Genomic DNA, 25,836 nt, shown 5'->3' with positions numbered 1-25,836 from the left:
ACAAATGTTTAGACGTGGGCCGCACCGCTCTTTTGACGCTTGTCCGGCGGAAGCATAAACCCGATAAAACCAAGGAGCGGCATAAAAGAGCAAGCAACAATAACAGTCGATATGCTCGTTAAGTCGATCAGAATGCCGAGCACCATAGAGCCCAGCGCCCCCATGCCGAAGGCCAGACCCGTAATCAAGCCCGATACCATTCCAACTTTGCCAGGCATCATTTCCTGTACATAGACTACCGTGACTGAAAAGCTGCTGTGGTTAATCAGACCAAGCAGGAAAAGTAGAGGATAAGCAGCGATCAATCCCGAGAAAGGCAGAATAAGTGCAAATGGGAGAGTCCCCAACAGAGATAGCAGGATCACATTTCTTCTGCCGTACTTGTCGGACAAGGGACCACCAAGTAAAGTGCCAATAATGCCTGCGCCCATGTATGTGAAGATATAGATTTGCGCATTTGGAATCGATAGATCGAACTTCTCCATCAGGAAAAAGACGAAATAGGTGCCGATGCTGGCGCTGAACCAGGAACGGGCAAAAACGAGTACGATTACATAGAAGATCGACTTTTTAACGCCGCTCCGTTCATCTGAGGTCACTTTCTTCTGTTCTTTCCTACGAACGATGGTCGGCATCAACTGCAGTTGCTGACCGTACCAACGGGCCACAAAGATCTGAATGATAAGTCCCACAGCGGCTAACAGAATAAACCAGTAAGCTCCTTTTTGTCCGAACGGAAAGAAAATGTAGGCGGTCATAAGCGGCGCAAGCGCACTGCCTATATTACCTCCCACCTGAAAGATGGACTGGGCAAGTCCTCTTCGGGGCCCCGCTGCCATGTACGCAATTCTGGCTCCTTCAGGATGAAACATCGCCGACGCGACTCCGACGAACAGCACCGCTGCGAGTATCGCCCAATATGCCGGGGCTAAGCCGAGGCCGAACATGCCGAGCATAGCCATGAACATGCCGATCGGCAAAATAAAGGGTGACGGACGCGAATCGGCAATCGCGCCAACGAAGGGCTGGATGACAGACGACGTGAAATACAGCGCGAATGTAATGAATCCCAACTGGGTAAACGTTAAGGACAGCGCCTCCTGTAGCACAGGATACGAGGCGGTTATGACGGCCTGTAAGGAATCATTCAGCAGATGGGCTGCGCTTACAAGTCCCAAAATGGGGTAGATGGTCTTCGCCTGTTGTTTCGCAGCTTCCAGGGTTGCCAAGGCTCTACCTACCAGAATTTAGCTGCCCAGAGACCGGCTTGCTTGATCAGTTGGCGAAATGCCGGCACCGAGAAACAGGATAATTGATGTCCGTTCATGAGGTAGACCACTCTGCCCAGACCGAATTCATGCGCCCATGCAGCCGGCCATAGCTGCCCATCGTGCTCGTATTCGGCCAGAATTGTAGTTTCATAGTGCGGCATCATATCAAATCTGTACGGCTCGTCATCGATATCGTAAGGGGCGATTCCCTTCATAATCGGATGATCCGGCTGCACGCTTCTTACGGGGAGTGTCGTAAACTCAGGATGTCCGGTAAACTTGGCGCCGATCATTGCCATAAGCTCTTTATTTTTTTGCAGCGAAATACCATTATGAATGACTAGCAACCCGCCTCCGCCTGCCACATATTGCAACAGGGCTGCAGTACGCTCCTGCGATAGTGGCTCATCCGCAAATTCCGTATACGAGATAAAAAGCTCGTAGCTGCCAAGCGTCTTTTGGTTCAGCACGCTGTAATCGCCTGTACTGGTAACCTCCGCAACCCCGTCAAAGCAAGCTTCAATTTCGCGGTCCACTTTTTCAAATGGATGATATTTCACATCCGTGTAATTTCCCAGCGCCAACGCTTTAAACATGTTCTTTCCTCCCCCTCCATAATTATCCTTAGTCTACCAAGGCCACTCATTGCCGTCCATATCCAAGAAGATGGGGTGCTCTCCTGCATACTGCTCTCGCTGTTCGATCAGGCCAATGATCTTGGCAGCCGATTCATCTGGATGCGTAGGCGCATTCTCATTCAATTCGCCGCTCATATACGATTGCAGCCACCCCGGATAGAACACCATCACCTGACCGCCCAGCTTCCGCAGATGCTCATGGACAATAGCCGACTGCATATTCAGCGCCGATTTGGACATGCAGTAGCCATAACCGGAAATACGGTGGTTGCGCGCTACGCTGCCCGCTTCCGATGAAATGTTCACGACCAGCTTATCCTCGCTCTGCAGCAGCAATCCGATCAAACTGTTCGTCACTCGCAGCGAACCGAGCGTATTGATGTTATAGATGGATTGCATCAGATTAAAATCCTGTTCGACCAAAATTGTCGAGTTATCGCCCTGTGTACCAATACCTGCATTGTTAATAATGATGTCTAGACTCTGCGTCTTGGAGGCCACCCGGCGTGCTGCGCGTTTGACGCTTTCATCGTCTCCGATATCGAGTGGCACAATATGCAATGTCTCTGGATACTTCTCCTGAAGCTCGCTCAGAAAATGCCAATCCTCAATAAATTGTCCCGCAAATACAGTGTGGCCCTTCTCCAGCAGTTGCTTCGTAAATGAAAAGCCCAGCCCTCTGTCCGCACCGGTGACAAGCACTTTTTTTGTCATGTCGCTCCCCTGCTTTCTTAACTTTGATTTATTCTTTCACTGATCCTAGCGTAATCCCCGATACAAAATATTTCTGTAAAAACTTACTTCTTGAGTATAAAATGCGCACTGCAAATTGCAATTAGTTTATCGTTACCCGATTTACGCGACTTGTTATATTTTTCTCGATATGAAATTTCCCTGTATAGAAATTTCCTTTACAGGAAAATTCCAATCGTGGTATATTGTCTTCATCAAGTAGATCACGATCCGCTTTGGAAAGGAGGTAGGTCCATGAATGCGGCAACGTTGAGCGCGCTTGCAGAACCTAACCGGATGAATATCGTAGAGCTATTGCGGGACGTGGGGGCCCTCACGCTCGGGGAAATTGCAGAACGACTCTCACTCCGGTTACCCCAGTCATCAAAGCATCTCCGGGTGCTAAGCGATGCGGGACTCGTTGTCGTGGATGCAGTTGCGAACCGGCGAATATTTAGCGTCCAGAAGGAGCAGTTCGCTGAGTTGGACAGATGGGTGCAATCGTTCCTGAACGCTAAGGAGGAGCAGTTCGACCGGTTGGACGCTCTTCTCTGCAAAGTGCAGGAACAGGGGAACGAACCTATGTGACCATTTCAATTTGAAGAGGAGAATTGAACATGCTCAAAACATCAATAATTGCGGAACCGAACAAACAGGAAATAATCATCAGTCGGACATTCGAAGCTCGCCGAGAGCTGGTTTTCCGAATGTGGACGGACGCCGCTTATATCCCCGAATTTTGGGGGAAGAGCTTCATGACGACGATCGTGGACAGCTTGGACGTGAAGAAAGGCGGCATTTGGAGATACGTTCTGCGGGATCCCGCCGGAAAAGAGTACGCACATAACGGGGTTTTCCATGAAGTTTCATCGCCGGATAGACTTATCCACACGTATGAATTTGAAGGCGTTCCAGCCGTTGGCCTAGTCACGGTGACGTTCGAAGAACTGGCGGAAGGAAGAACAAAATTTACGGAAACTTCCTTGTACCCCATCGGTAGAAATTCGTGACGGAGTACTTAAGTCGGGCATGACCGAGGGGGTGATCGAGCTCTTGGATCAGTTCGCCGCCCTGCTGGCCAGGCATTCCTCGTAGGGACCAACCATGAAATGGTTCGTTCGCATTGCACAGGGACTTTTAGCCGCCATTTTTCTAAGTTCCGGATTAATGAAAGTGTTCTTGAACAGCGAGGAGGTCCGGATCCTTTATACCGAGACACTCGGTATAGCGTCGGGTTTATGCGCATCGTCTGGGTAGTGGAATCACTCGTCGCCATCGGTTTGATCGCGGGCTATCGTTAGCTAAGGCTCGCGCGCATCTCCTTAGGCCGCCGCATTTTGGCGGCTTTTTGTACTCGAGAAGCCCAGAGAGGGCTGCAACAGATCACCATCCAGCAGCCTGCCACAGCCCCCGAACCCGCGTCACATCGGATGCGATTAACGCGTTTGCCGCATCATGATCCCGTTGCCGTACGGGTCATAGAATGTGAAACATGCCGCGCCCATCCGTTCCTCGATAACCGTCACATCGGATGCGCCTTTCGCGATCACGTGATCTCTTGCTGCTTCTAAATCCGGGGAATCGATCACCAGGGCCGGGGCGACGCGCAGATCGAGCTGCAGCTTGTCGTAATGCGCTTTTCCAGTCTGCGACAGCCGGTTGTCGTCGACTAGCAGATCCGCCCCCCTGTCCATCGCAATGCCGTTCAACCCTTGTACCAGCGGATCCGGCCGAACGTCCTTTTGCAAAAATCCGGCGTACCAGCTCTCCGTCTCGGCCGCGTGATCTCCATGCGCAATCACTCGGCTGATCCTCGTGAGCAGCGGGTGTGTATCGCCCACTGGTTCCTCCGGCTGCTCATGCGAGATTGCCCAGCAGACCATGTTCCCGCCCACCGCGAAATGCTTAGCCTCGTCATAACGGTACAGCTCTCCAACATGCGAATAGCCCATACTGGTGCAGAAGTCATACGACGCATCGATATCTCGAATCGACTCGAACATGATCATCGGCGGGAATCCCCACATTTGGCTGTCGAGAATAATTCCGGTACCTTCGAAGGATACGCCCCAGTAGATTCCGCCTCCCGTTTTGTCTGGCCGAATGGGCTGTTCGAACAAGTCCGCATACCATTCGATAGCCACCTTCAAATCAGGTACGGGTAGAAATACGGTGTGAATGATGGGCTTGATAGGGTGTTTCAAAGCAAAAGGCTTTATCCCTGACAAGATTCGCGATTTCTTCCTGCTATCCTGCCAGTAAATAGAAAAAACTGACGCCTGTTAAGTACAGGCGAAGGCTCGGTGCCCATCCAGCTTGAAGCTAGAGCAGCTCTGTGCTTTAATTTTGGAGAAGGATATTTGATTCACGGATTTCCATGAAATAAAGGCAGAGGTGTTTGAAGGTGCAGATTAGGCAGGCAGAAAAAGCGGATTACGATGCGCTGAGAGAAATCTATTTCCAATCCCGAAACCGGCATTTCAAGTGGCTGGCCCCTTCTTCGATAGCTCCCGAGGACTTCGACAAGGATACGGAAGACGAGTTTATTCTGATCGCCGCGGACGGCGAGCGCGTGCTGGGTTTCTCGTCCGTATGGGTTCCCACTCATTTTATTCACCATTTATTCGTACATCCCGATTTCGCGGGACAAGGTGTGGGTACGGCGCTCCTTGAAGCCTGCTGCGAACGGTTTGTTTCGCCGCGGCCGACCTTGAAGTGCGTGGCGGCGAATACGTCCGCCCTGAACTTCTACCAATCCCGAGGCTGGACCATCCTGGAACAAGGAACGTCCGAAGACGGGCCGTATTACTTGATGGAGTATACAGCATGAACTTAACCGATCAACGCGTTGTGATTATAGGTGGCAGTACTGGAATTGGCCTGGGTACAGCTAAGGAAGCTGTTAGGCAAGGTGCGCATGTCGTAATTGCTGGGCGATCATTTGAAAAGCTAAAGCAAGCGCAATCCGACATCAATAGCGATTTGTTGCAAATATTGCAGGTGGACAATAAAGATGAAGACGCACTTCAATCTTTTTTTCGTGAAGTCGGCCAGTTTGATCATTTGTTTACTCCGGGAGCAACTTATGTGCTTGGCCCAATTACTTCGGAGAAAGAGGTCGCGGAGAGTTGTTTTCGAAATAAATTCTGGCCGCAGTACTATGCCGCAAAATACGCTGCCCCTTATATTTCCAAAGGCGGATCAATCGTTCTTATGTCTGGGGCAGCGAGTCAAAGACCTATACCCGGAGCGGCCTCTTATGCTGCATGTAATGGAGCCATTGAAAGTTTAGGTAAGGCGCTTGCAATCGAGTTAGCGCCGATTCGAGTTAATGTGGTGTCTCCTGGTACGATAAGAACGGAGAAGGATCGTAAAGAAGCTTACGAGGCGTATGAAGGCATGACGCTGTTACAGCGTGTAGGACATGTGGATGAGATCGCTCATTCGGTGATTTATTTAATGACGAATAGTTATACAACCGGCACGACTTTATTTACGGATGGCGGGTATGTATTGCAATAACGCTAACGAGGACAATTGGCTTCGATTGCTTTTGCTTCCAGATGTTTATCTGGAAGCAAAGGCGTTCAATCAACGAAGCAAGTCACTTCAAACAGGATGCCACCCAGTGCATTGAAGTACAGCGTATATCCACCCCTCATGTTTTTAGGTTTTTGATCGGATAGCAGATTTGCTGCCGCGAGACGGTCGCAAAGCCGATCGACTTCATCGGTTGAATCGACATAAAAACCGACATGAAAGTCTTTAGGGTACTCGGGGACAGTTCCCCCAAAAGACACGGGATTGCTCAATACAAGCGTAAAACCGTGCCCGTCATTCATCACCGCAATTGCGTTCCCCTTCTGGTCGACCAGGTTAAAATCGAAAAACTCACGAAAAAACTCACGTGCTTCATCCAAATTTTCCACGCAAAGATTCAAATGGTTTAGTCTCATAATGTCTCCTTTTATTCCGGGACATATAAATGCCCTTAATTAATCTAATGGTATTAGATTATTCTAAACATGTTATAATGTCAATAAGGAGAGTGTTCAAATGGCGAGAAAACGGGTTCGGCAATCGTTGGAACTCATCGGTCCTGAAGAAAACGAAAGCTTGCATACGCCATTAAGCCGGGTGCGGATCGTGCAATCAGCTATTCGTTTATTAAACGAATCAGGCTTGAAAGAATTGAGCATGCGTAAAGTAGCCGATGATTTGTCGGTACAGACCGCTTCCCTGTATTACCATGTAAAAGGGAAAGAGCAACTACTGCAGCTGATTTCCGATAAAATAAGCTCCGAAATGGAATGGCCCGATCCCTCCTTGCCTTGGAGGGAACAGCTTCTGTATTGGGGAGCGCAATTTAGAAAAATACTGAGCCGGTACCGTGACACCGTGGATTTATTTAATGCCACTATCGCATTGGGATACAATCGTCTTGTGCAGATCGAAAAGTTATATCAAATACTGGCTTCTGCCGGGTTCGAAGACAGGCAGATTCCGTGGATCGCCTCCATGCTGAAAAACTATGTGCTGGGACTTGTGGCTGAGGAAATGCGGTTTGCATCATTGGCGGATAATAGCGGTGCCACCGCCGAACAAATCAGCGAGCAATATGGTCAGTTCTACAACAGTCTTTCCAAGGAACAGTTCCCCACTTTCATTCGGTTGGCTCCTTACACGGTGAACACAGATTGGCAGCAAGAATTCGATTTCGGTCTGAACGTACTGCTGGACGGGCTATCAGGAAAAATATCGTCGAATCCTTCATAACCGCTTCTGATTCTGTATCCATAATACCTCCTGTATCGATAAAGGGCTGCGCCAGATCACTTGCTCACCACCTGACACAGCCCCCAGACCCGCGTCCGACGTTGCGCTTCGCCAGTTACTGGATCGTTTGATCTCTTCCGAAAGAACGGTTACGCCAACAATAAAACGCCTCGAAAATCGCGAATACGCCGACGACCGCAGTGACCAGAATTACCGCCCACTCGCCAAAAACGGTCATCGCCAACGTAGTTCCTTTATCCTTCAGCAGAAACACACTGCCGACGACCCAAATGAAGTCAAGCATAGCAATGATAAGCACGGCCACTGGAGAAACAGTGCTTCTGGACGTGGTCCAAACAAGAAATGCGACGAATACGAGCAGGAAAACCCCGGTTTCGACCAAAGCTAATCTGTTGCCCAGTCCCGTCCAATCTGCGACATACCCAGAAAAGAACAGCAGCAGTAGCCCGCATGCCCCGGACGAAACGACATTCGTCAGTAGTACTTTGCGAATGAGATTTTCTCCTGCCGGCGTTATTGCTCCATTTGTTTTCATATTTAACACCTCTTTCTTTTGGGGACGATTAATTATCGACGGAGGCGTGTCGGTCCGCTTGAATGGATCCGATCACCCATTGATGTGCCGTTTTTGCGGTTTGGATGCTTGCTTGAGACATTGTACATTCCTCCTAATGGTTTGATTACGCCTTGCAACACCGAGAGTAGCCCACAAATGACTGCCAAAACCATGCTTTTCACTGCCGTTTGGTGCCAATATTGCGTATTTCTTCGGTCAGCAAGCAAAACGGCTCCGCCGTCCTCGGGGCGGCAGTATACGTTTGTATCGAGCGATCAGATGAGTATGGAGTCATAGAAATTTATTCTTCTGATCGTTAAAAAAAAGGCGGCCGCTTCCCTGGGCTTTCCCAAGGAGACAACCGCCATCCATGTCATCGTTACTGCGCCTTGATAAGGGCATTTTTCTCCCTCAGACTTGTCGCTATAAGACGTGCGCCGGCGTTCTGCCAATTATAGCAGGTGCGCTCTGGCACACAAGTACGGAACCACTTCAAGGCCTCTATGGAGGAAACATCCAGTTGATTGTCCGAATAACGAACGCTATACGGTTTGATGCCCACGACGTAAGGGAAATACAAAGCATTGTAAAATTTCCATTCGTCCGTCGTGCCGAACTGTTCATCCCGGCGCGGCTTCAATTGCAAAATACTTTCGATAAGCAAAGACTTAAGCTCGTTAGCCCGTTCCACTACACCATCCGCCGCCCCGCGCTTCCGAATCCTCTCGTCAATCAGCTTCAATTGCGCGAGCGGGCTCGACGCCAATCGCTCCAGGTTACCCAAGTTGCTAGTCGCGCGCCGGATATGACGGTAGAGCTCCTCGTCGTCCATCTCCTCCGGATTCGCATATTCATCAATACGAACCTGAACGCTTTCGACCAAACGCAGTTTGGAGCGTTCCGTGCGCAGCTTCGGGAACATCATTAAAGCAATATTATCGAGCAAAGCCCGAATCGGATACACAAACACCTGAAATGCAATGGAAACCATTATGCTGACCATCAATGTCGACAGCGTCGTAAAATCGAAGCCCGTCCCCGTTCCAAGCAAAATAACAAGCGCGACCTGACCGGAAAAAATGAGCGTAAAAAAGACGGAATAATCAAGCGACCGAAACAAATCGGGAAGCCAGGATTCCCCTTGATCCCTGATTTCTTTGATCATCGTATATGCGCCAAACAGTAGCATTCCGGCACCGTTTGCCATAAGCGTCCCTTTGTTCCATGCGTCACCCGGGAATAAGAGATTCAAAGCCATCATGCAGGAAAATACAAGTAGCGGCGAATAAATGAAAACATAGAAAGGAAGCGGCCGTTTTATCTCATTAGATACCGCTCCCCCTATGGAAAATACCGCCGACAGGATAAAAAACATGCATACCGCGACTTTGTAGGAAACGCCGTATACAATAGGACTCTCAACGAAGGCGAGCCAAATCATGCTACACAGCGTCAACCCCGTTAGCCCGTGTTTCCATAGCAGCCATAATGCGCTCCGTTTGTTCTCTTTTCCTGCGGCAGCCGATAGAATGGCACCCTGCCACAAAACCAAAGGCAGATAAGAGCAGATATCACGCACCTTGCTGATTGGCATCGCCATAGTCTGGTGCTCTTGGCTGTGGGGTAACAATATGACCGCTCCGATACCGATGGAGCAAACGATGAGGCCGAGACCGGCTAGCCATAACCGAACGTTTCTTACATCCCGATTAATCATATATAAACCAAACCAAAATACGAGTCCGAAATAACTAAGCTGCACAATAAGCAATCCGATCGTTCTCCTTTAGCTGATCATGATCCTCTTCTGCAAGAGAAAGTAAAAAACCACCTTGCAGGTAGAAGCTGAAGGTGGGCTTTTGTTTCATTCATGAGCTTGAAGGGATATCCCCTCCAACCTAATTGTATAAGCCGAATGTTCGCACGCTCGGTTTTTCTACGATATTGTACCATAGAGGGCTCTGGTTCAACAATAAGATACTAATTAGCGGTACTTGTTACTCGCCAGCAGCGAAGCTGTCGATCACTGTAAACGAGAGATGGTCGGTAACAATGCTGCTGTAATGCGCTAGCCGTACGATACCTCGCTCATTTATCAAAAAATCCGCGGGAATCCTGTTGAAGTTCGAACCCTCTTCGGGAGTAAGCGCATAGCCAGCAGCAGCAGCCTCGGCGACGAATGACTTCGTGTTCGCATCGGCCATTGTTGCTTGTAATTTCTCTTCGGATGTCTCGACACCGTACAAATCGTATAAGTGAGCTTGCGGGTCGGCGACGAGTGGGAACGGAGCATTTTGAGCACCCACATATCTCCGCATATTCTCCTCTGGGGATTCGAATATGGCGATGACGTCCATGCCTTGGCGCTGCCATTCCGAATATCTACCGATAAAATGATGCACGCGTAAATTACAAACCGCACAGGCAGAGAAACGTAAAAAGGCTAGCAGAACTTTGCGGCCGCGATAACTTTCAAGCGATATGGGATTGCCATAAAGATCGACGGTACGAAATGCCGGGGCAATCATGCCCTGCTGAAGTTGGCGAATCATCTGCAGATTCCTCCTTTATAAGGGAAATGGCTTACTTCCCCACTATAGCAGGAAGGGTGGAACCGCTTCTGTGACCTAGTCACCAACTAGCGCTTCCAATTCATCGCGGCGAATGATTTTTATCCAACCTCTCCCCGTCTCTACCCATCCATTCCGCTGATAACGCTGGAGCGTTCGGCTGACAACTTCGCGGGCGGTACCGATCTCGGAAGCAAGCTCATTATGCGTCATTCGTCGCAATGGCTGCCGCTCCGAAGTGGATCTCAGCAGTGCTTCAGCCAACCGTATGTCCAGCGGTTTTGTCTGTCTTGATTGGAGTTGTTCGCCCAAACGTATAATGCCATCGAGAAGGCTGCCAAACACGGTTTTACGAATAGGCTCGTATTCCTGCACCCAGCGGAGAAAGCTTAGTTTGGACACAAAGAGCGCCTCGACCTCCGTCTCGGCTTCAATGGCGGCGGGGTAGTCCCGCCCGCTCAGTCCACTTAGCACAAGGAGAGCGCAACTCTCGCCAGGATTAAGTTTATTGACGCCCCTCTCACCCCCATCCTCCCCGATTTGGCTGATGCGGGCGCTTCCCCTTAGCAAAAAGATGCCGTATGACGCAGCCTCCTCCCTCTGAAAGAGACGCGACTTGGCTGGGAATATCCGAACTTCAGGCTGAGCATTCGCCCAATCTTCCGGGCAAATATCGCGCAAATACGGTAGAACTTCCAGCACTAGCTTATTCGTGACGATAGAAGTCATCTGCTCTGTTCACTTCCTTATCACTAGTTTCCTGGCTCGAATTTCCAGAAATTATAATTATTATAAATGTTGACGGTTACTCTCTGCCATCTTACATTTTGGGCCAACGATAAGGCGCTACATGTTGACGCATCGTATGAAAGAGTGACGCCCACTGCTCCTGCGACAACAAGGCCACCGCTCGCTCCCGATCAACCCTTGCGTTTTTTAATGCCGTTTTCAACTGAGCTGGTGTGAAAATCCCCTTAAGCGCCTCGGCCGCCAACTGTCGCGGTTCACTTAAGGCATATGCCGCGAATGCCATGAATCTTTTCGCATCATTGGCAGGTACAAGAGGGTGATCTCTTCGAACAATTTGTATGATAGCCGCGTCGACGCGCGGAGGCGGGGCAAAGTGAGTGCGTGGGACCACCGTTCTCATTTCGAACTGAAAATTCATCCTCCACATCAACAAACGAGGATCCAACGTAGAGCCTTCCGTAAACCTTCGAGCCGCTCCTTTCTCCAAAATCAACGCCCCTTTTTGAAATGCTTTGCCTTCGGCTCCCAGCAGTTTTTCAAAAATAGCCGTGGTGATGGAGAATGGAATGTTCGCCACAACGCAAAATGGCTCTACAGGCAATCGCATCTCCCTGATGTCGCCTTGGATAATTTTTATTTTGGGACAGCCTTTCGATTTTGCGCGCAAAGCCCCAACGAAATCCGCATCAATTTCTACCGCTATGACTCTACCGGCTTTCTCGGCAATCGGAAAAGTTAAACCACCTTTACCTGCGCCGATTTCAAGCACTGTATCGGTCGACTGTAAACAAGCCGTTTCTATGAGTTGCTTGATCGTTTTCGGATTGTGCAAGAGATGCTGGCCCGTAAAGTTCGGTCCCGATTTGCACTTTCTAATCGTTCTATGCTTCTTATTCTGTCCGCGCATTGTTATGTTCCTCCCGAATTCGTTCATTTCCGTTGACCCAAATAAAAAACCACAGGCGTATGCCTGCGGCGGAACAACGGGAATTGGGATGAACTTCTAGGCGCATTCAGATAAACTCTTGTCCTTGAGTCGACAAAGACAACAGTTAGCGGATTTTTAACTGCAAAAGTGAATTTGAGATCTTTTTTAAGTACGCAAAAAAGAGACAGACGCGCTGTCCCTTTATATCCATCTATGCAGCAGGGATATCCTAAAATGGGCAGACCGATTCCGTTTTGCTCCGCACGCAAGCAGAGCCTTCGTTCACTATTTAATTAGTGGCACAAAGTGACAAAACGTAATCTGGAAAAATAAATAACACCCATTGTTAGAACAACCCTCCGTTCCTTGTATTGAACCTATAATAGCATAATCTATATTTAATTTACAACTTTGGTTGCAGAACTAGCCTTTGACAGCAGCGCCTACTGTCATGGCGCGTTCGACCTGATCGCTAAAGAACATGAATATGATGACCATCGGCAAGCTGGCAATTGTCATGACGGCGCCCATTCCGCCCCAGTCCGTGCTGTATTGTCCCTGAAAAAACAGCAAACCTAACGGCAGCGTCTTCAAGGCTTCGTCGGAGATCAAAATATAGGCGAGCAAAAACTCGTTCCACGCTCCGAGATATTGGAAGATGGCGATTGTTGCGATGGCCGGCAGCACGATTGGCACGATGATACGGAAAAACGTCTTGTAAATGCTAGCCCCGTCTATGCACGCCGACTCTTCTAGCTCGACTGGAATGCTGCGCATGAACCCGTAGAAAACAAGCGACGAGAAAGGTAGGCCAAACGCGATGTACGGGACGATTAGAGCCCCGTAAGTGTTGGCCAGGTGGAGATTTCTCACCAAAATCGCGAGCGGGACCATAATGACCTGCAACGGAATGAACATGCCGATGATCATATACAACCTCGCAGTTTCGCGCAGCTTCCACACCATTCGAGCGATCGCATAAGAGAACATGACCGCCAGGATCAGGATCCCGGCGGTGCTTATCGTCGAAACGACTAGACTGTTCACAAAGTAACGGGGAATGCTGAACTGCGACCAGGCGTGAATATAGTTCTCGATCCGGAAATGGAACGGCAAGCCGAAGGGATTGGTGACGAATATCTCATCATTGTTTTTCAGCGAATACGAGACCATCCAGATCAGCGGATAAACGGAAATGAGAAAATAAAACCATAACAAACCCTGCAGAAGTAGTCGTCCGATATTGACTCTGGTTGGCATAAGATTGCGGCACGCTCCCTTCCCGAATTAATAAGTAATCCGCTCTCGCTCGAATAACCGGTTAATGATGACGGTGGCGAGCAAGCTGAGCGCTACCAGAAATACGGCCACTGCGCAGGCGTAGCCATATTCGAATTCGTTGAATGCGTAACGGAAAATCATGAACGTCAGCGTGAAGTTGGTCGTTCCGGGTCCGCCGTTCGTGATGATCAACATCTGGACGAAAGCCCCGATTCCCGATGTAATCGCCACTATAAAACAAAACTTATATGTTTCCACCATCAGCGGGATCGTGATTTTGCGGTGCGCCGCCCACTTGGTGCAGCCGTCAATAATGGCGGCCTCCATATACTGCTCCGGGATCGACTTGACTCCTGCGTAGAGGAGACTGAATTGATATCCCATATATTGCCAGGCATTCACGAAAGCGATCGCGATGATGGAGACGGTAGGCGAGGATAGCCAGTTTTGTTGATAAGGGATGCCCAGCATCTGGAACAACCGGTTAATGAGCCCGTTGGTCGGGTCGTAAATGGCAATCCACAGCTGGCACACGACCGTAACGGACAACACCACCGGAATGAAATAACCCACTTTCAGTATTTTTCTTCCTTTGATTTTGGCATCGGCACAAGCCAGGGCCAGCACCGTGCCGAGCCCGATCTGAAATACGACCAGAACGAGGGCGAAAATTCCGCCGTTCTTGAGCGAGGTCAAGAGAAGCGGGTCGTCAATCAGCTTGACATAGTTGCTTAGCCCGGTGAAGGTTCCCGCCCCGAGACCGTCCCAGTCGAAAAAACTGCGGTACAAGCTTTGCGCCACCGGATAAGCGACAACTAGCGTATACAGTAAAAGAGCAGGAAGGGCGAACGCAGCGATCGCCCTTTTGTTCCCGAAATAATTTCTCATAGAACTCATTCCATTCTCTGAGTAGAATTCGCCGTTACTTGTTGACCTCGCCAAGAACCCTATTCATATTCTTAATGAAGTCTTGATCGCTGAAGTCTTTGACGATCAGATTTTGCGTATTGTCGTCGATAGCCGTACTGATCTTGACATTTTCATTCAGCTTGGCGAAACCTTTGATGTTAGGCAGCGTTTCATCGATCAGACGTTGCATCATCGCAGGAGGAGTGGCGGTAATCGGCTTATCCACCTTCACGGAGACGATTGGATTGCCGAGCTGCGTATATTTGAATTCCGCATATTTCCGGGAGATGAATGCGGCAACCTCAATCGCGGTTTCTTTGTTTTTGCTCGTCGTCGACACGCCGTAGCCAGCGGGTTCGCCCGAACCGTCCATATAGAACTTCATGGCATCGTACGTCGCTTCGTCTTTCGCCGGCCAATACATCCAATCTACATTGTCTCCCATTTGCTTATCCGCGCCGTAGATTTCCCACTGCCCGTTGACGAACATCGCAGCCTTGCCCGTATAGAACATGGAGGACGCCTGATCGTAGTTGGTGTTCGTGGCATTGAGATCGAACAATCCGGCGACCTTCAGATCGTTGAATTGCTTCGCCGCGAGCTTGAACGCATCCGAAAGCTCGGTCCCTGTCAGAGCAGCGTATCCGTTCGGTTCTTCTCTTGTTACAAGTCCTTTGTAGAAGGAGTTCCCGATCCATTTCTCCTTGGAAAATATCGACAGAGGCACGATGCCCTTCGCCTTGAATTTGGCGATCGCATCCTTCCACTGATCGAACGTCTTGATCGGCACCTGTACGCCCGCATCGGCAAATAGCTTCTTATTGTAAAAGAGAATTTGGAATTCGATTCCGGAATAGGGATAAGCGTAAATATGACCGTCAGGGGCAATCAACACCGGCTCGTTCCCGGGATTCAAATCTTGCTTGAACTGCGCTGTCGGAGCGGCATTGTCCAGCATTTCGATGTTTTTCGAAGTGCTGAATGCCTTGATATCGTTGTATCCCACTTGAAAAATATCCGGCATATTGCCCGAAGCGGCGTACGTTCTCAGCTTCTGCCCGTTGTCCTGTACGGACGGGTCAAGCACAAGCTCGACATTCGGCATCGACTTCTTCAACTCCGCAACGGCGTAGTCGTATGGCTTCTTCGTATCGTCATCGAAATATTGGGCATAGATCCTCAGCTTGACCGGCTGATCATTCGCTGGCGCGCTTGCGGTTTCGGTAGAGCTCTCGGTTTCGCTCGTGTTGGCCGGCGCTGAATTTTCTGCGTTCGACGTATTCTTGCCATTGCCGCACGCGGCCAAAGAGAAAGTGACCACCAATGCGACTGCAATTGTCCATGCCTTAAATCGTGTTTGCTTCAACCCTATCCCTTCCTTCTATGGAATTGAATCCGCGACCCCGTTTATGCAAGCGGTTTCATCGGTTTTTTTTATTATAAAGTTTCGGAGGAAGGGAAAGAATGCAATAATCGCGACGAATCGGTACAAAACGGGACATCGGGCATTTGTTTTCCGATGCAAGCCGTCAGCGCCTCTTCCTCAGCTCGTATTCGGTCGGAGTGAAGCCGAAGTGCTTTTTGAAGCTTTTACTGAAATAGTTGGCGTCATTATAGCCGACCAGCTCCGCGACAACGGATAGCTTCAGCTTGCCTTCGCCGAGCATTTTCTTCGCTTGCTGCATTCGAACAAAGGTCAAATAATCGGAAGCCGGCATGCCGGCCTCCTTTTTGAATATTCTCCGCAAGTAGCTGCCATCGATAAAGAGCCGCGCGGCGATCGCCTCGACGGTCAAGTCGCTATCGGCGTAACCGTCATGGATGATTTGCTTTGCTGCCTCGAGCAGCTTTAGAGATTTCGATGCCCTGCTCCCGTAGACCTCGTTCATTAAGCGGCAAAACAGCGCCTTCAACCACTCCCGGCATTGCTCGATCGTCTGCATCCGCTCTAGCTCCCGGTAGGGCGAGAACTCGCGGCCGAACAGATCGCCGACCGCGAGGCCCGATTCGGCGGCGAACGATAGGCCGATGGAGACGATGCCCACCAGTCCGGTCAAGGCGGTATCGGCGGCAGTCCGTGTTTGGCCGAGATAAGAGAAAACCTCGTCAAGCAATTGTTCGACCGTATCCCTTTCTTTCATCCGCAAGCTGTAAATGAGCTTTTCCTGCAACTCGATGGAGAATAGTTCGAACGCGCTCGCGTTGTTTCCCAACCGTTCGTGCCAGATGACCTGGCCTTGACCGGCCGTCATTCTATTCTGAACGGCAGTCACAGCGTCCCGATATGATAAGCGCAGTTCCATAGGATCGTTCGAGAGTCTGCCGAGTCCCGTCGTCACCGTAATCTTGAAGTGATGTTCGACCTGCCGACTCAGCTGTTCAAAAGCCTGGCCGTCATAAGCGAGCGCTTCTTCCCGGTCATCCAAGGCGATAATGGAGACAATCCGGCCCTCGGCATCGTGGAACAGCACCGGTTCGCCACGTGCGGGGATAAGCTCCCGAAGCATTTTTTCGACCTCATTTCTCCACAGCGAAGCTTCAGTCGGCTCGTCGTTGTCGCGCAAATGACCGATTACCGTTAAGGCTACCCGGCAATACCGCCGCGGTATCGGAATTCGCAGCTGCGCCATTTCGGCCTCGGCGTCTTCCCGCATCATGCAGAAATCCGGGCAGATGAGCTTTAGCAGAAAGCTTTCGCGCAGCAAGGCGGACTGATTCTGGACATTAGCCTTTTCCTCGTGCATGGCTTTCATAAAGCTCTTCACCTTATTCAGTGTCACCGAAAATTCTTCCTTGTCGAAAGGTTTCAGCAAATAATCTTTTACGCCGATCCGAATGGCCCTTCGCGCGTATTCGAACTCGTTATGGCCGGTTACGAGCACGATCGACATATCGGGATAACGCAACTTCAATTGCTCGGACAAGGCTAGGCCGTCCATATAGGGCATGTTGATATCCACCAGCGCGATATCCGGTAGGAACGCCTCCGCCTGCTCCAGCGCCTCGATGCCGTTGCGGGCCTCGCACACGATCGCCATATCGAGCGCATTCCAATCGAACTTTTTTTGCAAATATTCTCGAAACAACGGCTCGTCATCTACTATCATCACGCTAAACATCGCAATTCCTCCTTCGTTCAGACGGGCAGCCTTATTCTGACTTCGGTGCCTTCTTGCGGCTTGCTGCTGATCGTTACCCCGTATTCGTTCCCGAAATAAAGTCGAATTCGTTCGTTAACGCTGAATAGCCCGAAGGACACAGGCATGTTGTCGTCGCTTGACCACCGGCTCCGGATTTCCCTCAGCTGGCTCTCCGGCATGCCGACGCCGTTATCGCGGACGATGATCGTCACCGCCTGCTCGTCCCGGAAGCCCCCGATATGAATATGTCCCATGCTGCCTTTCGTCTTCAATCCGTGATAGATGGCATTCTCCACCAGCGGCTGGATCGACAATTTCGGAATGGCCGACCTCATTACTTCCGGCGGCATGCTGATATCGAAATCAAATACGTCCGAATAACGGGCACGCTGGATCGTCAAATAATCTTTGGCATTTTTGATTTCTTCGCCAACGGGAATGATCTCGCTGCCCTTGCTCAACGCGACGCGGTAGTAATCGGCCAGTGCCTTGGTCGTATCCCGGGCTTCGTCGCTTCGGCCGAGATCGTTCAGCATATATACCAAATCGAGAGTATTGTACAGAAAATGCGGCTTAATCTGGGCGTGAATGAGCGCCAGTTCGTATTCCTTTTTTCTTCTCTGCTCCGCCTCCACCCGCTGGATCAGCTCCTTCATGCGCGCAATCATCGAGTTGAATACGGACGCAAGCAGCCCTATTTCGTCGGCTGTGTGAAAATGCGCCTTTTCATCCAGCTCGACTTCTTTCACCCGGCGCATCGCCTTCGCCAGCTTCTGCAGCGGATTGACGATGAACCTAGACAGAATGGTTGCGCCGAGGAGAGCGAAGACAAGGCAGATTAAACCGATCAGGACCGTCATTCGAGTATTTTTGCGGATATCCGCCGTAATGGCTCGCTCAGGTACCATATTGACAAGCTTCCAGCCCATTTTGGCGTAAGTGACGCTCGTAACCAGATTGGCGCCAGTCTGCGTACGCACAATTTCCGAGAAAGACTCTTTCGATAAGATAAGCTTTCGCAGCGCTTCGTCTTTCAATGGCTTCATTAGCTCCGATTTGTCCGAGGACGAGATCACCGTGCCTTTGCTGTCGATAATGCGGTAATGCTCGTTCGGATACGAGACCATATTCGCGTATAGGGAAGAAAGCTCGCTTTCTTTAACGTTGACAAACAGAATTCCATGCGGATAGCCATAGTTCAGATCGATGATCTGCTTGCCGATCGACAGCACCGGAATATCGGGATCGGACACGAGAAAATCGCGAAATTGCACGGGCAACCAATTATTGACACCGTAGCCTGGCAACTCGTTCAGATCGTGGAGCAGCTTGCTGCCGAATACTTTTACGTCATTGTTTTTGGCCGGAAAGTAGGACGTGTATAGAACCCCCCGCGAATCGAGAAATGCAAATGAATCGATGTCCGGAAAATTGTATAGTTCGATATCGAACAAGGTTTGAATTTGAACGCGGCGCTTTTTTTCTTCAACCGGGCTGTTTAGGGTATCCGAATCCTGGTAAATGCGGTTGAAATCCTCCACCATCACATTGGCAGCGCTCTCGGAGTTGCGAATGATCGAATCGAGGTGAGTCAATATCAACGCCGATTCGTCCAGCACGTTTTGTTTCGTCTTGTCGATCAGGCTGCCGGTAAACAAATGGCTTGTAAAATACCCAAGCGCAAATAAGGGGATGATGAACAGCGGCATAAAGACGACGATAATTTTGTTTCGGATAAGCAGTCCCCGAAATGGCGCTGCCAGCAGCGATCTTATCTTCATCGAACCGTCCTTTCTTTGCACAAGAGCAACGACTTTTTTTAGTACATATCATAAGTTAAGCGCTTACATTTCATTTGCGTAGTCAAAATATATCATAGTTGGCTACAGCGTGTCTAAGCTGATCGGCGACGGCAAGAGCGAGAGCCGACCGGCGATTCGCTGACCGGCATTGCTTGAGGACGAATCTCCTATTAGAATCGTGAAAATTGCGTTAATATGGTAGAAAGCATGAGTTCATTCCCAACGCGAGGAGAGATTCGAATGTTGGACGCTTATCGGCTGGACGAGAAGAAAAAAGTGTCTTTGGAAAGCTACGATCCGGAGGATACATCGGGGTTTACGGGCAAGGAGGAAATTGAAGAAAGCTTCGCCAAGCTGAAGGAGCAACTGGAGGATATTCAAGAAAGACTGTACGCTTCCAAGAAAAACGGAGTGCTCGTCCTGTTTCAAGGGATGGACTGCAGCGGTAAGGACGGCGTTGTCAAAAAGGTGCTGTCCGGACTGAATCCGCAAGGCTTCCGCGCGGAAAGCTTCAAGCGGCCGACGGACGACGAGGCGGCTCACGATTTCTTATGGCGCACCCACAAAGTGACGCCGCCCAAAGGCTACTTCGTCTCTTTCAATCGCTCTTACTACGAGGACGTACTCATTACCCGCGTGCATGGGCTCATCGACAAGGATGTCGCCACCCGCAGGCTGAAAAACATTCAGCAATTCGAGAAAATGCTTGCGGATAACGGAACGGTACTTATTAAGATTTTCCTGCATATCTCGCCCGATTTTCAGCTTAAAAAAATCCAAGAACGGATGGAAAACCCGGAGAAGCTATGGAAATTCGACCCGAGCGATCTCGAAGAACGGCGCCATTGGGACGCCTACGTAAAGGCGTACGAAGCGGCGTTCAAGGCGACCGCAACGAAAACGAATCCATGGTACATCGTTCCGGCGAACCATCGGTGGTTCCGCGATTACCTGGTGCTGAAAATCATCGTATCGACTCTTAGCAAGCTTAAGCTCGAATATCCGAAAGCTGCTTTCGACCCCGCAGATTACAAGACTACAGAAGAATGAATTTAAATACATCGTCATAAAGGCTGCATGCCTTGGGCGGTGTATTTTTTTGCGTTGCTTATTCAAAAATCAGATACCAGAATATCGCGAATTCATCACTATTCTTATGAATGCCCTGATACAAGTGAAGATCAAGCCCGCCTATTACAAAGCCACAACTTGCATAAAATTTGCACGCATGCACATTGTTGCTCATCCTCCAGAACGCTTTGTATGCACAATAATGCAAGGTAATGGAAAACAGCCTGGAAATATGAAGTTCCAGGCTGCTTCTTGTTATGCTTCTCAACTATTACTGGCTTAAAGTGTACAGGTAAAAGCCAAAATCTGTCGGCGTACCGGGATGCCCAATCTGTCTAAGCATTGCGGTGACATTCCCGCGGTGATAGGTCCCATGATTCACCAAATGCTGAATAAAATCGATATAGCGGGCTGTAAACGCCCCGGATGGACACAATGATTCAATATCCTCATGCTCCGCGATATACTCCCTGAACCGCTCGCTCAACTCAAACATCATTTGGCTCAGCTCTTCAATACGCTTGCCTTGGGTTACAGCCACTAATCGATCCGTCGTTTCCTTTAGCTCTTGAAAATATTCGACAGACATATCCGTGACGCCGCCTCTCGACAAGAACGTTAACCAGTTGCAATCGATCACATAAATGTGTGTCATTGCATCATAGATCGTCGGAAACACGCTGACGATTTCCTTTCGATACACCTCGTCGGACAATTCTTGTAAATGTGCGCACACTTTCTTGTTAGCCCAAACATGGTATTCGTACTGTTGCAATGCATATTGCTTCACTTGTTTTTCCCCTCTCGCCAGGGGATCGCGCAGTTTATGGGCAATTATGCGCTTGGCCCCTCATGAGTTTGCCCGTGAATGTAATTTGTTTTCATTTCAAACGCCTCCCGCTTTATATTTAACATTATTTTATCACAAAGAACTGGGGCATCAATTTCAATCAGCTCCCAAAACTTCATAATTTCCTTCGTTTTTTCTCCGCTCGCTCTTCATAACCGGTTGGTAGGATGCCTTCATGGGGTTGCGAGAAGGAGGATCACATCATGAAAAAAGTCAGCTATGTTGCTCGAATCTCTCTCATTATAATTTTAATCTCGTTTATAATTAGTTTCGGCTTCGGAGGCACGAGGTTAGCTAACGGCAATGTTGCCTCTGCCAGCGGAGAACAATGGATGCAGAACAGGATGATCGCCCATGCGATGGGATCGGTAGGAGGAATGTCTTACACGAATTCATATGAAGCGTTCATGACCAATTACAACAGAGGCTATCGGTTGTTTGAAGTGGATTTGATGATGACGTTGGATGGGAAGGTCGTCGCGAAGCACGGTTGGACGAAGAAGATACAACCCGATTTGCCCGTCAAATCCGGCCATAAGCCGACGCTTGCACAGTTCAAGGATGCCCTGATCTATGGGGAGTATCAACCGTTATCTTGGGAGGATATTGTCAGCCTCATGGCCAAGTACCCCGATGTCTACGTCATACTGGATACCAAAGAAACGGACATTCAGAAAGTGAAAGCTCAATTCGCGGCTCTAGTCTCTGTTGCGAATATCGTTGACCCTGCGATTATGCAGCGCGTCATTCCAGAGATTTTCAATCCCGAGATGTACGACGCCGTCATGGAGATCTATCCGTTTCCGCATAAAATCTATTCGTTATACAAGACGCTCGCTTCCGCAGACAGCATCGTTGCATATGTGAAAGCCAAGCATATTACGGCAGTCGCCATGCCTGTATCCCGGACAATCGTGAATCCCACGCTTATTCAGAGGTTGAATAAACTCGGCGTGAAAAGTTACGTCCACACGGTCAACAACACCATGATGATGAATGGGTTGCAGGAAATCGGAGCATATGGGTTTTACACGGACGCGCCAAGAGGCCCGGACAAGCTGCTCGCTCTATTGAAGAATGGAGATAGGAGCACAACGATGCCGCTTCTTTGTATATTGTTAATTTGCGTCGGGATACAATGGAAATACACGCGTATGTCTAAACGAACCAAGAATAGATTGAAGGTGACAAAATATGCCGAAGAATAACGTATTGATCGTAGATGACGAACCCGAAATTCGGGAAGCACTGACGATTTATTTGACAAGCGAGGGGATTCAAGTATTCACCGCGTCCAATGGCGAGGAAGCGCTGGACATTCTGGAGCGCGAGACGATTCACCTCATTATTATGGACATCATGATGCCTCGGATGGACGGGATTAAAGCGACATTCAAAATCAGGGAATCCCGCAACATTCCGATTATCATGCTGTCCGCCAAATCCGAGGACACCGACAAAATTATGGGCCTCAATATCGGGGCGGACGACTATATGACAAAACCTTTTAACCCGATGGAGCTGATCGCGAGAGTGCGTTCGCAGCTTCGAAGATATACAAACTTAGGCGCTGTCCATTCCGTAAACAACGATCGAATCCAGATTAAAGGACTCGTGCTGGACAGAGATGCGAAAACAGTGTTCGTAGATGACGATGAAGTCAGGCTTACGGCCAAGGAGTACAAAATATTGGAGCTGCTGATGGAAAACAAGGGCAGGGTGTTCTCCATCGATGAGATATATGAAAAAGTGTGGAACGAACCGTTTTATTCCACGGAAAATACGGTGGCCGTCCACATTCGTAATATTCGCGAGAAGATCGAAATCAATCCGAAAGAGCCGAAATATTTGAAGGTGGTGTGGGGCATTGGCTATAAAATCGATCCTAAATAAAATCCCCTTGCGCCGCGTGCCGTTCGAGATTCGTCTTGCGGCGTGCGTTGCGATCTGGTGGCTTGTCATCGAACAGATCGCAGATTTGAGGTTCTACGGTTACCGCATGTTATGGAATACCCTGGAAGGCTTGCTATGGCTGGCCTTAGGATCCTTTGCGCTCTTCGCCGGTCATTTCGTCGTCCGATGGTCGTCCCTTCAAGAGCAGTGGCGACACAGTTACGTGCGCAATTATTTATACTTGCCATGGGGATACGCGTTCAAAGAAGTGAAGCTTACTCTCGTTGTCGTCGGATTCGCCGTGTTATCGGCTTTGGCGGGGATTAGTGCCTGGAATTTGACCTTTCGGTATTATTACGTGGAACGGTGGTACGTTTTATATGATATTTTCTATGTGTTTGTCGTCCTGCCTTACGCTTGGAATCTCATCGGGAAGTTCCACCGGATTCGTCTCGGCGTGGAGGCGGCAGCCGCCGGCAACCTGCAAAGCGCGATCGATGTGAAAGGCAAAGACGCATTCACTGCACTGGCCTCCCGCATTAATAATATGAAGGCCGGCTACCGCGTGGCGCTTGAAGAACAAATGAAGAGCGAACGACTGAAGTCCGAGCTCATCACGAACGTATCTCACGATTTGAAGACGCCGCTTACTTCCATTATTAATTATGTAGATCTGTTGAAACAGAAGGACTTGTCGCCGGAAGAATCGAGCGCCTACGTAGATGTGCTCGACCGCAAATCAATGCGGCTCAAAACCCTCATCGAAGATTTGTTCGAAGCGTCCAAGGTGGCCAGCGGAGCGGTCGAGCTTGACCTGCGTGAGATCGACGTCGCAGCTCTGCTGAACCAGACATTGGCCGAACTCGGCGACAACAGCGATGATATCGCGCCGTTGCTTCGGGTGAAGATCGGCAAACCGCACATTTATGCCTATCTCGACGGCAATAAGACCCAGCGCGTCTTCGAGAATTTAATCGGCAACGCGCGCAAGTATTCGCTTCCCGGCACGCGCATTTATTTGTCGCTGGAGGAAACAGATGATCGGGTATCGTTTCGCATCCAAAACACTTCGTCCTACGAGATCGATTTTGCCGCGGAAGAATTGTTCGAGCGATTCAAGAGAGCCGACGAGTCGCGCCATTCCGAAGGATCGGGACTAGGTCTCGCCATCGCCAGGAGCATCGTTGAGCTGCAGGGAGGCAGCATTCGGATCGACATTCAGGGCGATCAATTCAACGTGCTGATCGACTTCCCGAAGCATGAGATTTGACGTTGGTGCGGGTTCAACACAATGAAGGCCGTTTTAGCGTTTCGTCGGCTTGATTGCCAGCACTCCCAATTTCGTATCTACTAAATAAAGAGTCCCTCTCTCGTCAACCGCGATGTTATGTAATATGGATGTCTTGTTTTTTACAATCAAAACGAACCGCTCTTTGCCCGCAGGGTCAAGAGAGAATACGCTACCACCGTTGTCCTCAATATATACATTGCCTTTGGAGTCGCATAACATGGAGTATACCGTATAATAACCGTTCAGACGCAGCGGATATTCCCATATCGTTTTACCTGCAGAATCGATCTGGGTAATTCCGTGTTTGGATTGTACATAATATCGATCATTGCCCGCTTTGGCCATAACCAGATCAAGCTGAGCCGTACTCGGCTTATTTACTTTTGTCAGATTCCCGCTCTTCAAATCCAGAATTTCGATATACGCAGATTGATTACCGAATGCTCGGATCCACTGGCCGGTTTTTTGAATATAGCCGGATGCGCTCCAATCCTTCGGAGTTCCGTCAAGCTGCTTCTCCCACAATATTTTTCCGGTATTGCTCAAGTAATAAGCGTAATCCAAGTCGGTCAATACGAGCACATTGTCCTGGGAATCGACAATCAATTCCTTGATATTGGTTTCATATCTTGTAAATACGAAATCTCCGATCGTTGTGGTAGTCGTTTTCCAATCACCAACTTCCGAATTGGCCCAGTTCAACGAACCGTTCGGGGAGAGGGAAACGAGTCTCCCGCTTGCCACCGTTATCAGATTGTCATTCGAATCCATGGCAACCTTTGCAATAAATTCAGGGAATATATACTGATCATTCGGAAGGAAATAGGTGGATTTGACCTTGCCACCGCCTGTAATTAGATCCACCCTAGCGTCAATAGTGTCATCCATAATACCCTTTCGGATCGTGAAGATCGTGCCGTTCGCCGACTGCCCCCACCCATATAGAAAGTTCGGCTTAGAATCATTATAGTTATGCTCCCACAATTTACGGCCGTTCGATTTGGATATTGCTTTCGTAAATTTGCTGTCCAGAAGTAACAACCGGTCCCCATCCAGTTTAAACTCCCATGCATCTGTAATTGCTGCGCTCCAATCTAGCTCAAAATTTTTATAGCCTCGCAGCTGTATTTTCTTCCCGCTATCGTTTAAATAGGGTAGCTCTAAGTAGTCGTTTACAGGAAGCAGCTGCACCTTCGCCGTTGCGGCAGCCATTGCCTGCGTTCCGGTACCACTAATGATAAGGAGGAGTGCCGTAACTAGGTAAATAAGTTTCCTTTGCATCCGAAATCTCCTGTTCTTAAGTAGGTTATAATAGATTTGTGTCACAATGTCACATTTCCACCATTTTATTACGGTA

At 49.4% G+C, this 25,836-nt stretch carries 26 protein-coding genes and 1 pseudogene; 9 read left to right on the top strand and 18 right to left on the bottom strand.

The features are described from left to right. Window positions 1-8 precede the first annotated feature (8 nt). From FPZ45_RS20490 to FPZ45_RS20480, 3 genes are read right to left on the bottom strand one after another with little or no spacing between them, the layout of a single operon-like run. The gene (locus FPZ45_RS20490) at window positions 9-1,229 is read right to left on the bottom strand and encodes an MFS transporter (protein ID WP_144705982.1); all 1,221 of its coding nucleotides are present in this window, start codon (window positions 1,227-1,229) and stop codon (window positions 9-11) included. Window positions 1,230-1,237: 8 nt separating this feature from the next. Beyond that, entirely contained in the window at window positions 1,238-1,867 is a 630-nt protein-coding gene (locus FPZ45_RS20485; protein WP_144705981.1) for a ThuA domain-containing protein, read from the bottom strand. Window positions 1,868-1,900: 33 nt separating this feature from the next. Next, the gene (locus FPZ45_RS20480; RefSeq protein ID WP_144705980.1) at window positions 1,901-2,623 is read right to left on the bottom strand and encodes an SDR family NAD(P)-dependent oxidoreductase; all 723 of its coding nucleotides are present in this window, start codon (window positions 2,621-2,623) and stop codon (window positions 1,901-1,903) included. Window positions 2,624-2,896: 273 nt separating this feature from the next. On the opposite strand from FPZ45_RS20480, the gene FPZ45_RS20475 reads away from it, so the two are divergent. Together FPZ45_RS20475 and FPZ45_RS20470 are read left to right on the top strand one after the other, a co-directional pair. Continuing rightward, complete coding sequence (locus FPZ45_RS20475; protein WP_144705974.1) at window positions 2,897-3,229, top strand: ArsR/SmtB family transcription factor; 333 nt, start codon at window positions 2,897-2,899, stop codon at window positions 3,227-3,229. Window positions 3,230-3,258: 29 nt separating this feature from the next. Further along, on the top strand, window positions 3,259-3,651 hold the full coding sequence (locus FPZ45_RS20470; RefSeq protein WP_222430794.1) for an SRPBCC domain-containing protein: 393 nt from the start codon (window positions 3,259-3,261) through the stop codon (window positions 3,649-3,651). 426 nt (window positions 3,652-4,077) lie between these two features. Here the strand turns inward: FPZ45_RS20470 and FPZ45_RS20465 are convergent, their stop codons facing one another. Beyond that, entirely contained in the window at window positions 4,078-4,845 is a 768-nt protein-coding gene (locus FPZ45_RS20465; protein WP_144705973.1) for a VOC family protein, read from the bottom strand. A 200-nt stretch (window positions 4,846-5,045) separates the two neighbouring features. On the opposite strand from FPZ45_RS20465, the gene FPZ45_RS20460 reads away from it, so the two are divergent. Further along, window positions 5,046-5,471, top strand: coding sequence for a GNAT family N-acetyltransferase (locus FPZ45_RS20460; RefSeq protein WP_186438487.1), 426 nt, complete (start codon window positions 5,046-5,048; stop codon window positions 5,469-5,471). Next, the gene (locus FPZ45_RS20455; RefSeq protein WP_144705971.1) at window positions 5,468-6,163 is read left to right on the top strand and encodes an SDR family oxidoreductase; all 696 of its coding nucleotides are present in this window, start codon (window positions 5,468-5,470) and stop codon (window positions 6,161-6,163) included. The genes FPZ45_RS20460 and FPZ45_RS20455 overlap by 4 nt, the downstream gene beginning before the upstream one ends. Window positions 6,164-6,228: 65 nt before the next feature. Here FPZ45_RS20455 and FPZ45_RS20450 read toward each other — a convergent pair whose 3' ends face one another. After that, window positions 6,229-6,597: a VOC family protein gene (locus FPZ45_RS20450; RefSeq protein WP_144705969.1), complete on the bottom strand. Its 369-nt coding sequence runs from the start codon at window positions 6,595-6,597 to the stop codon at window positions 6,229-6,231. A 100-nt stretch (window positions 6,598-6,697) separates the two neighbouring features. Here FPZ45_RS20450 and FPZ45_RS20445 point away from each other — a divergent pair, with 100 nt between their 5' ends. Next, complete coding sequence (locus tag FPZ45_RS20445) at window positions 6,698-7,417, top strand: TetR/AcrR family transcriptional regulator (protein WP_144705967.1); 720 nt, start codon at window positions 6,698-6,700, stop codon at window positions 7,415-7,417. Between the two features lie 115 nt (window positions 7,418-7,532). Here FPZ45_RS20445 and FPZ45_RS20440 read toward each other — a convergent pair whose 3' ends face one another. From FPZ45_RS20440 to FPZ45_RS20390, 10 genes are all read right to left on the bottom strand, one after another. Continuing rightward, window positions 7,533-7,973, bottom strand: coding sequence for a hypothetical protein (locus tag FPZ45_RS20440; RefSeq protein WP_144705965.1), 441 nt, complete (start codon window positions 7,971-7,973; stop codon window positions 7,533-7,535). Window positions 7,974-8,373: 400 nt separating this feature from the next. After that, window positions 8,374-9,756, bottom strand: a complete 1,383-nt coding sequence (locus FPZ45_RS20430) for a hypothetical protein (RefSeq protein ID WP_246120528.1) — start codon at window positions 9,754-9,756, stop codon at window positions 8,374-8,376. A 235-nt stretch (window positions 9,757-9,991) separates the two neighbouring features. Continuing rightward, window positions 9,992-10,546, bottom strand: coding sequence for a peroxiredoxin family protein (locus tag FPZ45_RS20425; RefSeq protein ID WP_222430793.1), 555 nt, complete (start codon window positions 10,544-10,546; stop codon window positions 9,992-9,994). 75 nt (window positions 10,547-10,621) lie between these two features. Beyond that, entirely contained in the window at window positions 10,622-11,293 is a 672-nt protein-coding gene (locus FPZ45_RS20420; RefSeq protein ID WP_144705961.1) for a Crp/Fnr family transcriptional regulator, read from the bottom strand. 91 nt (window positions 11,294-11,384) lie between these two features. Then, window positions 11,385-12,221 carry a 23S ribosomal RNA methyltransferase Erm gene (erm, locus tag FPZ45_RS20415; protein ID WP_144705959.1) on the bottom strand — a complete coding sequence of 279 codons (837 nt, stop codon included), beginning with the start codon at window positions 12,219-12,221 and terminating at the stop codon, window positions 11,385-11,387. 444 nt (window positions 12,222-12,665) lie between these two features. After that, window positions 12,666-13,502, bottom strand: a complete 837-nt coding sequence (locus FPZ45_RS20410) for a carbohydrate ABC transporter permease (RefSeq protein WP_144705957.1) — start codon at window positions 13,500-13,502, stop codon at window positions 12,666-12,668. 27 nt (window positions 13,503-13,529) lie between these two features. Continuing rightward, a complete protein-coding gene (locus FPZ45_RS20405; RefSeq protein ID WP_144706083.1) occupies window positions 13,530-14,411 on the bottom strand; it encodes a carbohydrate ABC transporter permease in 882 nt (293 codons plus the stop codon). 34 nt (window positions 14,412-14,445) lie between these two features. Next, window positions 14,446-15,798 (bottom strand): ABC transporter substrate-binding protein, encoded by a 1,353-nt coding sequence (locus FPZ45_RS20400; protein ID WP_144705956.1) that lies wholly within the window; start codon window positions 15,796-15,798, stop codon window positions 14,446-14,448. Window positions 15,799-15,961: 163 nt separating this feature from the next. Next, window positions 15,962-17,551 (bottom strand): response regulator, encoded by a 1,590-nt coding sequence (locus tag FPZ45_RS20395; RefSeq protein ID WP_144705955.1) that lies wholly within the window; start codon window positions 17,549-17,551, stop codon window positions 15,962-15,964. Window positions 17,552-17,568: 17 nt separating this feature from the next. Continuing rightward, a complete protein-coding gene (locus FPZ45_RS20390; protein WP_144705953.1) occupies window positions 17,569-19,353 on the bottom strand; it encodes a sensor histidine kinase in 1,785 nt (594 codons plus the stop codon). A gap of 261 nt (window positions 19,354-19,614) precedes the next feature. On the opposite strand from FPZ45_RS20390, the gene FPZ45_RS20385 reads away from it, so the two are divergent. Further along, on the top strand, window positions 19,615-20,424 hold the full coding sequence (locus FPZ45_RS20385; protein ID WP_144705951.1) for a PPK2 family polyphosphate kinase: 810 nt from the start codon (window positions 19,615-19,617) through the stop codon (window positions 20,422-20,424). A 58-nt stretch (window positions 20,425-20,482) separates the two neighbouring features. Here the strand turns inward: FPZ45_RS20385 and FPZ45_RS25815 are convergent. Then, window positions 20,483-20,617 (bottom strand): annotated as a pseudogene (locus tag FPZ45_RS25815) (GNAT family N-acetyltransferase); the annotation flags it as partial. A 99-nt stretch (window positions 20,618-20,716) separates the two neighbouring features. After that, the gene (locus FPZ45_RS20375) at window positions 20,717-21,235 is read right to left on the bottom strand and encodes a DinB family protein (RefSeq protein WP_144705949.1); all 519 of its coding nucleotides are present in this window, start codon (window positions 21,233-21,235) and stop codon (window positions 20,717-20,719) included. Window positions 21,236-21,498: 263 nt separating this feature from the next. On the opposite strand from FPZ45_RS20375, the gene FPZ45_RS20370 reads away from it, so the two are divergent. From FPZ45_RS20370 to FPZ45_RS20360, 3 genes are all read left to right on the top strand, one after another. Beyond that, entirely contained in the window at window positions 21,499-22,503 is a 1,005-nt protein-coding gene (locus tag FPZ45_RS20370; protein WP_186438486.1) for a phosphatidylinositol-specific phospholipase C/glycerophosphodiester phosphodiesterase family protein, read from the top strand. Beyond that, window positions 22,490-23,188, top strand: a complete 699-nt coding sequence (locus FPZ45_RS20365) for a response regulator transcription factor (RefSeq protein ID WP_144705945.1) — start codon at window positions 22,490-22,492, stop codon at window positions 23,186-23,188. The genes FPZ45_RS20370 and FPZ45_RS20365 overlap by 14 nt, the downstream gene beginning before the upstream one ends. A gap of 106 nt (window positions 23,189-23,294) precedes the next feature. Then, complete coding sequence (locus tag FPZ45_RS20360) at window positions 23,295-24,458, top strand: sensor histidine kinase (RefSeq protein WP_144706080.1); 1,164 nt, start codon at window positions 23,295-23,297, stop codon at window positions 24,456-24,458. Window positions 24,459-24,491: 33 nt separating this feature from the next. Here FPZ45_RS20360 and FPZ45_RS20355 read toward each other — a convergent pair whose 3' ends face one another. Beyond that, window positions 24,492-25,760 (bottom strand): NHL repeat-containing protein, encoded by a 1,269-nt coding sequence (locus tag FPZ45_RS20355; protein ID WP_144705943.1) that lies wholly within the window; start codon window positions 25,758-25,760, stop codon window positions 24,492-24,494. Window positions 25,761-25,836: the final 76 nt, after the last annotated feature.

It is taken from the genome of Cohnella terricola, assembly GCF_007786475.1.
Classification (GTDB): domain Bacteria; phylum Bacillota; class Bacilli; order Paenibacillales; family Paenibacillaceae; genus Cohnella; species Cohnella terricola.
Note: the sequence above shows the minus strand (reverse complement) of the source record. Positions and strands in the feature narration are given on the sequence as shown.